General features: G+C 40.9%; 13 protein-coding genes. 8 read left to right on the top strand and 5 right to left on the bottom strand.

Annotation, left to right across the window (positions count from 1 at the left end; all coding sequences use genetic code 11):
• Positions 1–44: 44 nt before the first annotated feature.
• The 3 genes from DDV21_RS09025 to recX form a co-directional block, all read right to left on the bottom strand.
• A complete protein-coding gene (locus DDV21_RS09025) occupies positions 45–356 on the bottom strand; it encodes a DUF960 domain-containing protein (protein ID WP_116878422.1) in 312 nt (103 codons plus the stop codon).
• Positions 357–411: 55 nt separating this feature from the next.
• Positions 412–945: a nucleoside tri-diphosphate phosphatase gene (gene ntdP / locus DDV21_RS09020; RefSeq protein ID WP_116878421.1), complete on the bottom strand. Its 534-nt coding sequence runs from the start codon at positions 943–945 to the stop codon at positions 412–414.
• A gap of 82 nt (positions 946–1,027) precedes the next feature.
• Positions 1,028–1,804, bottom strand: a complete 777-nt coding sequence (gene recX / locus DDV21_RS09015) for a recombination regulator RecX (protein ID WP_116878420.1) — start codon at positions 1,802–1,804, stop codon at positions 1,028–1,030.
• Between the two features lie 74 nt (positions 1,805–1,878).
• Here recX and rlmD point away from each other — a divergent pair, with 74 nt between their 5' ends.
• On the top strand, positions 1,879–3,252 hold the full coding sequence (rlmD, locus tag DDV21_RS09010) for a 23S rRNA (uracil(1939)-C(5))-methyltransferase RlmD (protein ID WP_116878419.1): 1,374 nt from the start codon (positions 1,879–1,881) through the stop codon (positions 3,250–3,252).
• 159 nt (positions 3,253–3,411) lie between these two features.
• Here the strand turns inward: rlmD and DDV21_RS09005 are convergent, their stop codons facing one another.
• Complete coding sequence (locus DDV21_RS09005) at positions 3,412–4,398, bottom strand: LacI family DNA-binding transcriptional regulator (protein WP_116878418.1); 987 nt, start codon at positions 4,396–4,398, stop codon at positions 3,412–3,414.
• Between the two features lie 183 nt (positions 4,399–4,581).
• Between DDV21_RS09005 and rpe the strand changes: the two genes are divergently transcribed.
• From rpe to DDV21_RS08990, 3 genes are all read left to right on the top strand, one after another.
• Positions 4,582–5,229 (top strand): ribulose-phosphate 3-epimerase, encoded by a 648-nt coding sequence (gene rpe / locus DDV21_RS09000; RefSeq protein WP_116878417.1) that lies wholly within the window; start codon positions 4,582–4,584, stop codon positions 5,227–5,229.
• Positions 5,230–5,233: 4 nt separating this feature from the next.
• Complete coding sequence (gene rpiB, locus DDV21_RS08995; protein ID WP_116878416.1) at positions 5,234–5,683, top strand: ribose 5-phosphate isomerase B; 450 nt, start codon at positions 5,234–5,236, stop codon at positions 5,681–5,683.
• A 494-nt stretch (positions 5,684–6,177) separates the two neighbouring features.
• Positions 6,178–9,096, top strand: a complete 2,919-nt coding sequence (locus tag DDV21_RS08990) for an NADH-dependent flavin oxidoreductase (RefSeq protein ID WP_116878415.1) — start codon at positions 6,178–6,180, stop codon at positions 9,094–9,096.
• A 147-nt stretch (positions 9,097–9,243) separates the two neighbouring features.
• Here DDV21_RS08990 and DDV21_RS08985 read toward each other — a convergent pair whose 3' ends face one another.
• A complete protein-coding gene (locus DDV21_RS08985; RefSeq protein ID WP_116878423.1) occupies positions 9,244–10,152 on the bottom strand; it encodes a LysR family transcriptional regulator in 909 nt (302 codons plus the stop codon).
• A 221-nt stretch (positions 10,153–10,373) separates the two neighbouring features.
• Between DDV21_RS08985 and DDV21_RS08980 the strand changes: the two genes are divergently transcribed.
• The 4 genes from DDV21_RS08980 (at position 10,374) to aroD (ending at position 14,529) form a co-directional block, all read left to right on the top strand.
• On the top strand, positions 10,374–11,516 hold the full coding sequence (locus tag DDV21_RS08980) for an MFS transporter (RefSeq protein ID WP_241964667.1): 1,143 nt from the start codon (positions 10,374–10,376) through the stop codon (positions 11,514–11,516).
• A gap of 60 nt (positions 11,517–11,576) precedes the next feature.
• The gene (locus DDV21_RS08975; RefSeq protein WP_116878413.1) at positions 11,577–12,449 is read left to right on the top strand and encodes a shikimate dehydrogenase; all 873 of its coding nucleotides are present in this window, start codon (positions 11,577–11,579) and stop codon (positions 12,447–12,449) included.
• A 35-nt stretch (positions 12,450–12,484) separates the two neighbouring features.
• A complete protein-coding gene (locus tag DDV21_RS08970) occupies positions 12,485–13,681 on the top strand; it encodes an MFS transporter (protein WP_116878412.1) in 1,197 nt (398 codons plus the stop codon).
• 92 nt (positions 13,682–13,773) lie between these two features.
• On the top strand, positions 13,774–14,529 hold the full coding sequence (gene aroD, locus DDV21_RS08965) for a type I 3-dehydroquinate dehydratase (RefSeq protein WP_116878411.1): 756 nt from the start codon (positions 13,774–13,776) through the stop codon (positions 14,527–14,529).
• The last annotated feature ends 38 nt before the right edge of the window (positions 14,530–14,567 follow it).

The raw sequence follows: 14,567 nt of genomic DNA, 5'->3' as shown, positions 1-14,567 counted from the left end.
ATAAGTGTAAAAATAGCCGAAATATCTTCTGCACTGCTTTTACTTTAATTTAATTCATGCGGAAGGAGGATGGTTTCTATTCCGTGATCGTCTACAATATTAACTGTTTCGGGATAAAAAGGATCATAGGGTGTGTTATAGTCAAAAATGATGAACAGTTCTCTTTTGCTGTCCTGATAAGCAAAGGAAAGTTTTCCTTGATGCTTAATTAACTGGAAGGTCAAGAGTGTGTCTAAAGGAACAACATTTTTTAAATAATGGTCTAGAAGCTCCCAGAAAATGTCAATGATTTCATGAGGCAGACTTGTTGCAACACCAAAGCTTGCATATCTTTCTTTTGTATTATTAAATGCCATCTTTCTTCCTTTCAATGCTATAAAACACCCCTAAAGAGGAGTGTCAGACAACTTATTAACGATTCTTCAGTTCAAGATAACGTTTGTACCAAATGTTGATATAAGATTGCGAAAAGGGCCCCTTGCCATCGTTAATCCAGGCAACTAATATTTTAACATTCTCTTTTAAGATAAAATCAATATCTGAAGGGTAGTTCATTTTTTGTTTATGTGATTCATATTCATCAACATCTAAGAGTTTTTTCTCGCCGTTAGCGAAAACTTTAACATCTAGGTCATAATCGATATATTTCAGCGCTTCTTCATCCAGAATATAAGGACTTGCTAAATTACAGTAGTAGGAGACCCCGTTATCCCTTATCATTGCAATAATATTAAACCAAAACTTTTTGTGAAAATAGACGATTGCGGGTTCACGTGTGACCCATCGTCTGCCATCATTCTCTGTGACGAGTGTGTGATCATTGACCCCTATAACAGCATTTTCGGTGGTCTTTAGTACCATAGTGTCGCGCCAGCTTCGGTGCAAACTGCCATCATGTTTATAACTTTGAATTGTAATAAAGTCGCCTTCCTTAGGTAATTTCATGCCCTACCAACTTTCTACAATTAAACTTATCCTATATAGGATATCATAATTCTATAAAAAAATCACTTTTAAAAAACAACGCTTATTGATAGTTGCGTAAAGCCCTATCTATAGCATCAAATGAAAAGCCTTTGCGGGCTAAATATTGGATTAAACGCTGTTTTAAGGCGTAACCTTCATATTTTTTGCTGTATCTTCGATAGGCTTTCTCAAGTTCTTTATCAAGGAGCTGCTCTTGAATTTCGTCACTTGTTTCGATACTTAATGCTGCAAAAGTCTTTTTGGCTTCTTCATAGCTGAATCCTTTTACTGTTAACGATTGAATAATTTTATTTCGCAGCCCAGTTTCGGGCAGTTTATTCTGATATTTTTTAAACAGTTTTTGGCTGACTCTGTCAGCAACAGGGCTGAAATCGGTTTTAGCCAACTCCTGATCTGCAACAGCTTCAGCAACCCCTTTTTGTCGTAGCTTCTGCTTAAGTAGATACGGTCCTTTATCACCTGCAGTCAGATTTTGCTGGATCAGAGTTTCGGCATATTTTTGATCATCAATCCATCGGTTGTCTTTGAGGTCAGCAATGATTCGTCCTATTATTTGGTCTTGAAAGTCATGTTTTTTCAGGTAATTGTTGACTTCTGTTTCACTTCTCTGTTTAAAGGAAAGGTAGTGAAGCGCCGAATTTTTGCCGAATGAGAATTGGGCAAATTCTTTAATTTCGGTTAAGAGCTGTTGATTGAGCTGCATACCCTTGCTAAGCAAAAAGCGGACAATCGTATCTTGGGTTATATAAAGCTGATCCTTGCCATCAATTTCAAGCAGATAGTGCTGTTTTTTCTTTTCTATTTTTGTGATTTTCATGTTTTTTATTATAACAAAAATGGTAAAATAATGGAGAAATGAATATAATTTCCGCTATGTTAGAAAGTTGAAAAATGAATTTATCAGTAAAGCAGAAAATTCCGTTAAAAATCAAGCGTTTAGGTATTAACGGTGAAGGAATTGGTTTTTATAAAAAAACGTTAATTTTCGTGCCGGGTGCTTTGCAAGGCGAAGATGTTTTTTGTCAAATTACCAGCGTAAAAAAAAATTTTGCTGAGGCGAAACTTTTAAAGATTAATAAAAAATCAAAATTTAGAGTCAAACCCGCCTGTTCGGTATACGATCTCTGCGGAGGCTGCCAGCTAATGCATCTTCGCTATGATAAGCAGTTGGTTTATAAAGAAGATATTATCAGGCAGGCATTAAAAAAATTCAAACCTAAGGGCTACGAGCACTATGAGATTCGGCCGACAATAGGTATGACTGATCCTAAGCACTATCGGGCAAAACTGCAGTTTCAGGTCCGCTCTTTTTCCGGCAGTGTTATGTCCGGTCTGTATGCTGCCGGCAGTCATCGTCTCATCGCCGTAGAGGACTGCTTTGTTCAGGATAAATTAACACAGCAAGTGATGAATACTGTAAGCAGATTACTGGAAAAATACCGTCTTCCTATATACAATGAGAGACGATCTGCCGGTGTCCGCACGGTAATGATTCGCAAAGCTCAGGCCACCGGCCAATTACAGCTTATTTTTATTGTCAGTAAAACACTTGACCTCACCGAAGTCATTAACGATTTAGTTGACCAATATCCAGAGATAAAGACAATTGCTCTAAATATCAATACACGTAAAACCAGTGAGATCTACGGAGAAAAAACGATTGTTCTTTGGGGAGAGGATACTATCGAGGAAGAAGTTTTAGACTATCGTTTTGAACTGTCACCGCGCGCTTTTTATCAGCTCAATCCTCAGCAGACCCAGATTTTGTATCAGGAAGCTGTTAAGGCTTTGGAAATCACTGGCGAAGAAGATGTGCTGGATGCATACTGTGGTGTAGGAACTATTGGCTTGGCTTTTGCCCGAAAAGTCAAATCAATACGGGGGATGGATATTATTCCTGAGGCCATTGCTGATGCAAAACGCAATGCAGAACGACTGGGGCTGACTAATACACACTATGAAGTCGGCAAAGCTGAAGATATTATCCCTAAATGGTATAAAAACGGCTATCGAGCGACAGCTCTGATTGTTGATCCGCCAAGAACCGGGCTTGATTCGAAACTGTTAGCAACCATTTTACGTTTTCCTCCTCCTAAAATGGTCTATGTCTCTTGCAATACGTCGACTCTGGCTCGTGATTTGACAAAGCTGACCGCTGTTTATCAAGTTAAGTATATTCAGTCCATAGATATGTTTCCGCACACTTCAAGGACAGAGGCCGTCGTCAAATTGGAAAAGAAGCAAAATAAGAAACAGGATACTTAATCCTTAATAATAATCAAACAATTCGAACAAAATTTTCTCAGTTCCTGGGGCTGGAGTTTGTTGTTATTTAACCTTAGAAAAATAAAATACCCTCTGAGCTGGATTTTTTATCCAATTTGGAGGGTATTTTAACCTTTCTTTTCAAAAAGAACCGGTTTGTTATCTTTTAATTAATTGGACTGGCACAGAGAACATTTTTCCCAAGTCATTGCTGCCCTGCAAAAGCTGCAGAATTTTTTCTACACTGATTTCTGCCAGCTTGGGAATATCCTGACGGATTGATGAGATTTTAGGGGCAGTGAGGGAGACCATCGGTGAATCATCAAAACCGACAATTTTATAATGGCGTTTATTTAATCCCGTCTGTATGATAACATTTTGGATTTCGATGGCCAGCAAGTCATTGATCGCAAATATCCCATCTATTTCTGGATGGCTGGTTAAAAAACGTGCAGCCTGATCATAAGCAGCAGGATTATCTCTGTCAAGACTGATGTGGTTGAGCTGCTCTTGGAAGTCCAGCTGATGATCTGCTAAAGCCTGAATAAAGCCCTGCAGCCTTTTTTGGCCTGTTTGGGTCAGAAGAGAATGGGTGAGGATAAGCGGCTGCCTGCAGCCTGAATCAAATAAAAAGTTAGCTGCCTGAACTGCACCATCTTTATGATCAGAAGAAATGAAGACAGTATCGGACAGGCTTTCGGGTTCTCTGTCAATGCAAATATAAGGGGGAGTTTTGCCTTCGTGTGAAGGAAATGAAAATATTTCGGCGCCGGAAATGATAATCATACCATCTACACCTTTATTTTCCAGCATAGCCAGATAAGACTTTTCCTTTTGGCTGTTGCGGGCAGTATTGCAAATAATAGCAGAGTAGCCCTTCTCAAAGAGAAGACCTTCGATATTTTCAATCAGTTTGGCAAAAAAATAATTGGTAATATCAGGAACGATGATACCAATAGCATAAGAACGTTTCATCCGCAAGCCTTTAGCATTGTAATTCGTATGATAGCCTGTTTCTTCAATGACCTGCAAAACTTTTCGGCGGGTCTCTTCAGAGAATCGGCCGTTATTGTTAATAACGCGCGAAACTGTAGCAACAGAGACACCGCTGAGTTGAGCGATGTCCTTAATAGAGTGTTTTTTCATTATTTCTTCTTTCAGCTGGAAAAATGGTATAAAAAGTATTGACTTATGAGAAATCAGTGTTATAATGAAGAAAAGAGTAATCGATTACCCTTTTGTTATATTATAGCTTAGTTCTTATTTTTTTTCAAGGTTGAGTAATCGATTACTCACGTTTTACTCAGTTGGTATTTCAAGGAGGTGTTTATGACTCAATTACTGTGTCCATCGATGATGTGCGCTGATTTTGCTTGTCTGGAAGATGAGGTTGAAAGACTGGATCAAGCAGGTTTTGATATCTTCCATATGGACTTTATGGATGGTTCTTTTGTCCCTAATTTTGGAATGGGGCTGCAGGATTTTGAACTGGTCAGGAAAACGACAGCCAAGCCGGTTGATGTCCATTTAATGATTCAAAATCCGGGGCGGTATGTTGATAAATTCGCGGCTTTAGGAGCTGATATTATCTATATCCATCCTGAGGCAGATCAGCAGGTAACCAGAACATTGGCCCGTATCAAAGAAAAAGGGAAAAAAGCAGGTGTAGCCATTAATCCTGGGACATCTGCTGAAAGTATCAAACCTTTTTTGTCTTTGGTAGACTACGTTTTGATTATGACGGTTAATCCTGGTTTTGCAGGGCAGAACTATTTAGATTTTGTTGAGGATAAAATTCTTGATTTTGTTAATCTGAAGCCTCATTTCGACTATGAAATCATGGTTGACGGTGCAATTTCACCAGAGCATATTAAACGTTTAAGCCGTCTTGGAGTTAAAGGTTTTATCTTAGGGACGTCTTCTGTTTTCGGGAAAGACCGGACTTATCAGGAAATTGAAAAAGAATTGCGAGGATAATAAAATGAGATTAGCGATTGGGAGTGACCATGTCGGTTTGGAATTAAAACCAATTATTATTGACTATCTTCAGGAGTTAGGGCATGAAGTCGTGGATTTTGGTCCTTATTCGGGAGAACGGGCTGATTATCCAAGTTACGGAAAGAAAGTTGCGGAAGAAGTAGCAGCCGGCAAATTTGACTTAGGAGTTTTGATTTGCGGTACAGGGGTAGGGATATCGATTGCTGCCAATAAAGTCAAAGGAATCCGTGCAGTCGTTTGCAGTGAGCCCTACTCTGCTAAACTGTCCAGACAGCATAATAATACCAATATTCTGGCCTTTGGCGCCAGAGTTATCGGACCGGAGCTGGCAAAAATGATTGTCAAAGAATGGCTGGAAGCTGAATTTGAAGGCGGCCGTCATGCTAAACGGGTTGATATGATTAAAGCTATGGAGACAGGAGAAAACAGCTAGACTTATTTGCTTTTGTGAAATAGCTATCATGACAGTGATTCTCTATAAAATGTCAATAGGAATCTGGGACAGTTCTGTTCCAGATTCGTTTGTTTTACAGGGAGACATTTTTGTGGTTGGACATTCTTATCAAGGCCTTTCTTAATTTTTCTACCGTAAACAGTTCAACGACGCTCCCCACAGCAGCTATCTCAGGCAACTGTGCGAGAGAGCGATGATGCCAGCCGAATCTAGAAATGGAAGAGCGGGAGAAAGTATACAGTCGGGGGCGTGTTCCGCTCTTTTTGCTTTCTAAAAACAGCAAGGGGCGGTCATTAAGCTTTTAGAATTTTGATAAATTTAATTAATTTATTTTATAAATAAAAAGATTTCAAAAAAAAAGATAAATATTTTTTGTTTTCTACTTCACAAACTTTCTAAAAAACTATATAATAAAGTCAAAAAAGGGCTTACATTTTTAATCAAGCTAGCATATATTTAGGAAAGGATCTCTTATGTCACATTTATTTGAAGAACTCACTTTACCTGTGTCAGGTGTGACGCTGAAAAACCGTATCGCTATGTCTCCGATGACAACCGAATCCGCATATTTTGACGGTAGTGTTCCGCAGGAACTGCTGGATTATTATGAGCATCGTTCCGGAGATGCGGCAATGATTGTTGTTGAGAGCTGTTTTATCGAAGATAAAGGGCGCGGCTTTTCCGGGGCTCTGGGAATTGACAGCGATGATAAAGTCGAGAGTCTCTCTTATTTAGCTAAGACGATCAAGGCTAAAGGTTCTTTGGCTGTTGCTCAGATTTATCATGCTGGACGTATGGCTTTTCCGGATATGAACGGCGGTGCTATCCCAATAGCTCCCAGTCCTGTAGCTGCTCTGCGTCCAAATGCTCCAGTTCCAACAGAGATGACTCATCAGCAAGTTTTAGACATGATTCAGCTCTTTGCTAATGCAGCTCGACGTGCTATTAAAGCTGGTTTTGATGGGATCGAGCTTCATGGTGCCAATACTTATCTTTTGCAGCAGTTTTTCTCTCCTCATTCTAATCGGCGTACAGATGCTTGGGGCGGCTCGCGCAGTAAAAGGGCTCATTTTGCCATTGAGGTGATTAAGGCAGTAAAAGCTGTCATTAAAGAAGAAGGGGCTGCGAATTTTATTTTAGGTTACCGCTTTTCTCCTGAGGAATTGGAAGAGCCGGGTATTCGTTTTGATGATACCATGTATTTTTTGAATACAATTGCAGAATACGGTTTAGATTATGTTCACTTTTCTATGGGAGCTTATACTCGCGGTTCCATTGTAGATACGACAGATCCTACCTTGTTGATTGAAAAATATCTTGAGCAGCGTTCAGAAGCTTTAGCAGCTATTCCAGTTATGGGAGTTGGGGCGATTGTTCAGCGTAAGGATGCCGACCAAGCGCTTGAACTTGGCTATGACTTAGTTGCCGTTGGAAAGGCCTTTTTAGTAGAGCCCGATTGGGTTGAAAAGGTGCGCCATAATGAACCTGTACAAGACTTTGCCGATATCCATCAGCGTCAGGAATTGGTGATTCCGATTCCACTCTGGAAGTTTATGGATGAAACGTTCTTTTTGGTTAAAGATGCTGAGGAGGAAAAACGAAAAGCAGAGCGTTTGCAAGAGCTGTTAAAGGCAAAACTGCACTTTAAAGCAGGGGATTATGAGGTTACAGCCAGGGGACATAATAACGATCTGCCGATGGTTGTCAGTTTTTCTGATGACCGGATTACTCAGATCACTATTGACAATTCAGGAGAGTCAGAAGGTCTCTCCGATACCGTTATTGACACATTGCCTGAACAAATCATCTCAGCTCAGACGCTGAATGTTGATGCTGTCAGCGGTGCTTCGGCTACCTCCCAAGGAGTTATAGATGGAGTAGCAGAAGCTGTAGAATTAGCTGGCGGTCAAGAAAGTGTTGAGGTTTTAAAAGCACGTCCTAAACCGGTTAGAGAACGTTCAACAGAAGTTGTTGATGAGACGTTTGATGTTGTTGTTGTTGGCGGCGGAGCTGCTGGGATTGCAGCTGCACTTCGGGCCGAACAAGAGGGGCTTTCCGTTGTTATGCTTGAAAAGCTTAGCTTTATCGGTGGTGCCATTTCTGTTTCAGGCGGCAATCAGGTTGTCATGGGCTCTAAATTACAAAAGCAGGCAGGGGTAAGTGACGATTCTGCTTTGCTTATGGTAGCTGATTTTCTTAAAAACGGTAATAATAAAAACGTTGTTGAACTGCTGGCTCTGCTGGCTGACAATGTCGGACAGACAACTGACTGGGTGCATGATTATGTAGGTGTACGGTATGATATGACTGAAGGTCTTCATATTCTTGCAGAGTACAGCCGTGATCGGGAATTGGCTTATGAAGATGGAGGCCATGGGTTTGCAGCAGCTGTTCGGCAAAAAATGGCAGAGAGCTCTGTCAAACTTTATCTTAATACCAAAGCTACTAAGCTGATTTCAGATGGCAAAGGCGGTGTCAGCGGTCTGACAGCGATCGAAGAGAGCGGCAAAACCCATCAAATTACTGCAAAAGCAGTTATTTTAACAACCGGCGGTTACGGGCATAATAAGAACCTTCTCAGTGAAGAGTTGAGGGATGTGCTTTTCTACGGAACCAACGGTTCAATGGGTGAAGGTCTGCTGATGGCGCAGGCACACGGCATTGAAGCTGCAACGCGGATGATGGAATATGGGAAAATTTATCCCAATGGTATTGAAGTATCAACTGGCGTTGCTAAATCAACTATCGGCGGCAATATTGCTGTTTTGCGTGAAAATGCTTTGCTGGTTAATACCAATGGTCAGCGTGTCGTCAATGAACGTGCCAGCAACCATGACATTCTGGATGTACTGATGGAGCAGGATCCTAAGATGCTTTATATTTTGATGGATCAGGAACATTTTGATATTTTTAAAGAAGAAGTGGCAGAAGGCGGTATTTCGCAGATTGATATCAAGCAGTGGCTGGATAATAATGGCAGCCAAACCCCTTATTTCTTCCATGCTGACACATTAGAGGAATTGGCTAAGCTGGCTGGTATGGATAAAAACAGCCTTGTTAATACTGTCAGCCGTTACAACCAGTTTGTAGCAGACGGCAGAGATCAGGACTTTGACCGCCAGCATCAATTTTTACAGAAACCGGTCGGACAGGGTCCATACTATCTAGTAGAACAAAAGCCGCGTTTTGCTACAACCATGGGCGGTTTAGTTGTCAATACTAATTTACAGGTTGTTAACAGTCAAGGCAGCCTGATTGAAGGTCTTTATGCTGCCGGAGAAGTTGTCGGCGGTGTTATGGGGACGGATTCGCCATCCGGAGCCAATAATGCTTGGGCACTGACTTCAGGGAAACTGGCAGCTGAGAGTGTTTACAGAAGTACCAATGATTAATTTTGGTAAATTAAAGGAGGCTGGGATGCTTTATCCCAGCCTCTCAATATATAACTTAACCAGCTGTCAAAGGCCGTATTCATTTGTTATGCAGTGTTTTGGGGTTTCATAAATCTGGCTGTTAGAAAAAACACCAAAACCATTTGTTTATGGATTCTCAGCCTGTTTTGAGGATTTTGAGCTCGCAGCTTTCTTTAGACAAAAGTCCCTGAAGGCAGCAACTGTCGGAGAAATGAATCCTTTTCTGCGTGTTGCCAAAAAAATACGTCGTGGCTGGAAGCGGCTGGCGATCTGCAGTTTTTTAACAGGGTAGGCAGAAATAGATGGGATATTGGGAATGACGGCAATGCCGTAATTCTGGGCTACAAAGCCTAGGATAGTGTGATCTTCTTCAACTTCAACAACTGGATCAACGGTTAGTCCGAAGTCGGCAAATAATTGGTCTAAGTAGTGGCGAAGGCCGCTGTTTTGATTATAGTAGACCAGTTTTTCCTGAATAATTTCTTCAAGCTTTATGTTTTTTTGCTGAGCTAATGAATGCTGCTTAGGGACAATCACAACCAATTCCTCTTCTGTAAAAGCCTCAAAGCTTAAGTCCGGATAACCATCGATTGAAGACACCAGAGCAATATCGATATCTCCTCTATTTAGTTCTTCAAGCAATTCACGGCTGTTGTTTTGACTGAAATGAAAAGTAACCTGAGGATAATGCTGAGAAAATTCTTTAGTTAATTTTGGGGCAGTCAGCGACCCCATCGTGTAAATGAAGCCAAAGTCCACCTTGCCTTTGAAAGGATCAATTGCATTTTTTAAATAATCATTGCCTAGGTGCAGCTGATTGAGCGCATCTTGGACATAAGAATAGTAAAGCCTGCCGTACTTTGTCAGCCGGATATTGCGCCCCTTCTTTTCAAACAGAGGAACTCCCAGTTCTTTTTCCAATTCATGGATGCTGTAGCTGAGACTGGGCTGAGAGGTATTCAGGAGTGTTGCTGATTTTGTCATATGCTCTGTTTGAGCCAGATTAACAAAATATTCAAGCTGCTGTATATTCATAAAAAATAACTTTCTAAAAATAGCAGAAAAAGCTGCTGAAATATAGTACTGATTAGTATAGTTTAATAAATATATTTTATCATATTCATTTGAAAAATTCATTGGATTTATAAATCGGAATTTGCTATAATTATTAGTGAAATAAATCACGAGACTATTATTGTAAGGAGGAAAGTGTTTTCAAAACAAAAAGTTATATTCCCTTAATAGCCAGTCTGTATGTGAACTATTTTTTTCAAGGGATCGCTTCTATTATTATTTCACAGAATTTGCATCTCTTTCAGGACAGATGGGCTGCGAGTGTCAGCCAAGTCAGTTTGGTTGTCAGTGCAATCGGTTTGGGACGGCTTATTTCTTTAAATTTCTCAGGCTGGTTTTCGGACCGTTTCGGCAGGAAATATACAGTATTGCTTGGCGTGCTGGCTAACCTCTTCTTTTTTGCCGGCCTGGTTTATACCAAGCACTATCTGCAGGCCTTCTTTGTGGCTTTGCTTGCTGGTGTTGGCAATGCTTTTTTGGATACATCAACTTATCCTGTTGTTAATGAAGCTTTTCCGAAAGAACACGACAGCAGTGCTCTCAGTGTGATGAATAAGGCTTTTATTTCACTGGGACAGTTTATTCTTCCTTTTGTTGTTCGCTGGAGTCTTAATTATGATATTTATTTCGGCTGGTCTTTTTGGTTTTGTGCTTTGGGTCTGTTTCTTAATTTTTGTCTGCTGCTGCGCTTTTCTTATCCGGACAGTCAGGCTATTTTGAAAACGATTATTACCGCACACAAAATACCCAAGGCTAAGATTCAGATTGAAGGTTTGGCCTTGCTGATTTTTTCTTTTGTTTCAGTATCGCTCTTTAATATTTTTGTGCTGTGGATTCCGACTTTTGCTCAGGAAGTGCTTAATATTTCAGAAGCGGACAGTTTATTATTTGTCAGTGTTTACAGCATTTCTTCTCTGTTTTCTGTTTTTGCAACATCCTTTATTGTGAAACAGAAGGCCAACATTCCCAATTTAATCTTATGGTGTTTGTTTATCACAGGAGGAGCAATGATCTATATGCTGCTTTTCCCTTCTTTCCTGTCCTTAGTAACGGCAAGTTTAGCAGTAGGGATTTTCGCTGCGGGCGGTATCTGGCAGCTAGGTCTGGCTGTTTTGCTGGAATTTTTTCCGGGCAGTAAAGGCTTAGTTACAAGTTTTTATTCTTTTGCAACGGCTGTTTCAGTTATGATAACGCCTTACCTTACAGGATTGATGGCTGAAAAGTCAACCTATCTTACTTTTGCTTATAATATTTTCTTAGCCTTTATCGGTTTCCTGGCTGTTTCGGTGGTCAAGGTTCGTTATACTAAGATTTTAAAAAAATAAGGGTCTTTCATCATTCTGCCTGAAGAATGGTGACTATAAAAAAATAAAGAGGTGAAAATTATGGCAGAACGTCTAAACGGTCATACACTCCTTGTCAGTCTTATTGCGACTCCGATTCGCCACAGTCTTTCCCCTACAATGTGGAATGAAGCATTTGCCAAAAATGGAATGGATTATGCTTATCTTGCTTTTGAAGTCGGCAATGAACAGTTAGAAGATGCCGTAAAAGGGATTCGTGCCCTTGATATTAAAGGATCAAATGTTTCAATGCCTAATAAGCAGAAAATCATTCCTTTATTAGATGAATTATCCCCAGCTGCAGAAATGGCCGGTGCAGTTAATACGGTAGTAAACCAAAACGGTCATTTGGTTGGACATGTGACTGATGGCACAGGCTGCATGCGCGCTCTTCGCGAGGAAGGTGTTGAAATTAAGGACCGTATTGTAACACTTACAGGTGCTGGTGGTGCCGGCACAGCGATTGCTATTCAAGCCGCACTTGACGGTGCTAAGGAAATTCGTATTTTCAACGCTGACGATGAGCATTATGCAACAGCTCGTGAGAATGCGCGCAAGATTAATGAAAAAACAACTACCTTAGCGACTGTTACACCGCTTGCTGATCAAGAGGCTTTTAAGAAATCTCTGTCTGAAAGTTCAGTTTACATCGATGCAACAAGTGTCGGTATGAAACCGCTCCAAGATGAAAGTCTGATCACCGATCCGGACTTGATTCGTCCTGATCTTGTTATTTTTGATGTTGTCTACAGTCCGGCTGAGACTAAACTCCTTCGTTTTGCCCGCGAACATGGGGCAAAACAGGCTTACAACGGGTTAGGTATGATGCTTTACCAAGGGGCGGAGGCCTTTAACTTAATTACTGGCGAAGAGATGCCGATTGCTCATGTTAAACAGGCTTTAGGACTGGATTAATCGTTTTATAAAAAAGAAAGTAGGAACTTTACAATATGGAGAAAAAATATTTTCCAACCGCCTTATCTCTTTATATTAATTATATTATTCATGGGATTGGGGTTATCATTATCTCACAAAATTCGGATGCTTTAGCTCTGCAATGGCATACGGATACTGCCGGTGTCATGACAGTTGTTTCAATGCTTGGAATCGGGCGGCTGATTGCCATTGTTTTTTCTGGCTATCTGTCAGATTTATTCGGGCGTAAACCCTTTGTCTTCTTGGGAATAGCCAGCTATGTTCTGTACTTCCTTGGTTTGATTTATGCACCGAATATTACTGTGGCTATGATACTGACGGTCATTGCCGGAATTGCTAACTCCTTCTTGGATTCTGGAACGTATCCTGCGCTTATGGAATCTTTTCCGAAACATGCAGGTACAGCAACTGTTTTGATCAAAGCAGCGGTACAAATCGGTCAGTGGATTTTGCCTTGGATTCTCATTTTGGCATCAACACTGGGAATGTATCAACTGTCATTCTATATTGCTGCTATTGTTTTGATTTTAAATGCTTTCTGGATTTGGAAGGTTCCTTTCCCGGATGAAGATGCTAAGGCCGCTGAGGCAGCAGGTGAAGAGAAGCCAGAAGAAACAACAACAGTCTTTAAAGCTAAACCGAACATGTTTATTGAAGGTGCAGCCTTTGTCGTTTACGGTTTCATTTCACAGGCTACCTTCTACACGATTTCTCAGTTCATCTCTGCTTATGCTAAAGCAGCTGCTGGTATGTCCAACAATGCAGCTTCACTTTTACTTTCTTATTATTCAACAGGTACTCTAATCTGTGTAGCCTTTACCGCTTTGGTTGGGTTAAAGATTCGCCCTGTTAACTTGGTTCTGCCTTATACCTTTATGTCTATGATTGCGATAGGTGCAATGACGATGTTCCCATCAGCTACAGTTCTTGTGGTTGGTTCTGTGCTGGTCGGTTTCTTTGCTGCCGGCGGTGTTATGCAGCTGGGCTTAACTGTTATGGGAGAAATGTTCCCTGCAGGTAAAGGAACGATTACGTCTATCTTCTATACCTTTGGATCAATTGCCTCCTTTGCCGTACCATTTATCGGCGGACGGATTTCTATCCAAAATGTTATGTGGATGGATACTATTTTTGCTGTGATTGGTTTCGTGATTGCTGTCATTGTCTTTATTCGCTACTATCAAACTATTGATACAAAAGCTTCGAAATAAAAGAGAGAGGATGGGAACTAACTTCCCATTCCTTTTTCACAGTTAAAACGTTTAAAGCCCTCATTGGGTTTTATCAAAGAGAGAGGGAATTTATGTCTACTGTTACTGTTGAAAATGTTGTTTTTGGCCAAGGAAGACCAAAAATTATTGTACCGATTGTTGCTGTTACAGAAACAGCTATTTTAGCGGCTGCTGAGGAAGCGCGTGATCTGGACTGTGATGTGGTTGAATGGCGGATTGATTGGTATGATGCTGTCACTCAGCCGGGAGCGGTATCCGCTCTGTCTAAAAAGGTTAAGCAGGTTTTAGCAAAACCTCTTCTTGTCACCTTTCGGACAAAAAAAGAAGGCGGGGAATTAGAACTGCCGGAAGCGGATTATTTTTCGATTTATCATGATCTTTTAGAAAACGGTGCAGCTGATTTATTGGATCTTGAGTTATTTACGGATGCGGATAAGGCTGCTGAAACAGTGTCGCTTGCCCATGACAAGGGGGTTAAAATAGTGATGTGCAACCATGACTTCTTTGCTACGCCGAGTCAAGCAGAAATTGTGTCGCGGCTAAAAGCTATGGACCGTAAGGGGGCAGACATCTGCAAAATTGCAGTTATGCCGCAGACAAATGCTGATGTTCTGACCTTATTGGCTGCAACTGCAGAAGCTAAGCAAACGATCACTAAACCGCTTATTACCATGTCTATGGGAGCTTTGGGCATGGTCAGCCGGGTTTCTGGTGAAGTCTTTGGCTCTGCTGCGACCTTTGGGGCTGCCAAACAGGCCTCAGCTCCCGGTCAAGTACCGGTTGGAGAGCTGCGCCGTATCTTGAATACGCTGCAACTGGCAGAATGATTTTGGAAAGTTAGAAAATAGAGTACACCTCGAAAATA

The sequence above is a fragment of the Streptococcus chenjunshii genome (assembly GCF_003086355.1).
Taxonomy (GTDB): domain Bacteria; phylum Bacillota; class Bacilli; order Lactobacillales; family Streptococcaceae; genus Streptococcus; species Streptococcus chenjunshii.
The sequence above is the reverse complement of the archived record's forward strand: the minus strand, read 5'-3'. Positions and strand labels throughout refer to the sequence as shown.

Bases quoted from the DNA above. Each gene is read 5' to 3' on its own strand.
- ntdP (WP_116878421.1), bottom strand. From the start codon at position 945: ATGAAATTACCTAAGGAAGGCGACTTTATTACAATTCAAAGTTATAAA.
- DDV21_RS09025 (WP_116878422.1), bottom strand. From the start codon at position 356: ATGGCATTTAATAATACAAAAGAAAGATATGCAAGCTTTGGTGTTGCA.
- rlmD (WP_116878419.1), top strand. From the start codon at position 1,879: ATGAATTTATCAGTAAAGCAGAAAATTCCGTTAAAAATCAAGCGTTTA.
- DDV21_RS08985 (WP_116878423.1), bottom strand. From the start codon at position 10,152: ATGAATATACAGCAGCTTGAATATTTTGTTAATCTGGCTCAAACAGAG.
- rpe (WP_116878417.1), top strand. From the start codon at position 4,582: ATGACTCAATTACTGTGTCCATCGATGATGTGCGCTGATTTTGCTTGT.
- DDV21_RS08975 (WP_116878413.1), top strand. From the start codon at position 11,577: ATGGCAGAACGTCTAAACGGTCATACACTCCTTGTCAGTCTTATTGCG.
- aroD (WP_116878411.1), top strand. From the start codon at position 13,774: ATGTCTACTGTTACTGTTGAAAATGTTGTTTTTGGCCAAGGAAGACCA.
- rpiB (WP_116878416.1), top strand. From the start codon at position 5,234: ATGAGATTAGCGATTGGGAGTGACCATGTCGGTTTGGAATTAAAACCA.
- DDV21_RS09005 (WP_116878418.1), bottom strand. From the start codon at position 4,398: ATGAAAAAACACTCTATTAAGGACATCGCTCAACTCAGCGGTGTCTCT.
- DDV21_RS08990 (WP_116878415.1), top strand. From the start codon at position 6,178: ATGTCACATTTATTTGAAGAACTCACTTTACCTGTGTCAGGTGTGACG.
- recX (WP_116878420.1), bottom strand. From the start codon at position 1,804: ATGAAAATCACAAAAATAGAAAAGAAAAAACAGCACTATCTGCTTGAA.
- DDV21_RS08970 (WP_116878412.1), top strand. From the start codon at position 12,485: ATGGAGAAAAAATATTTTCCAACCGCCTTATCTCTTTATATTAATTAT.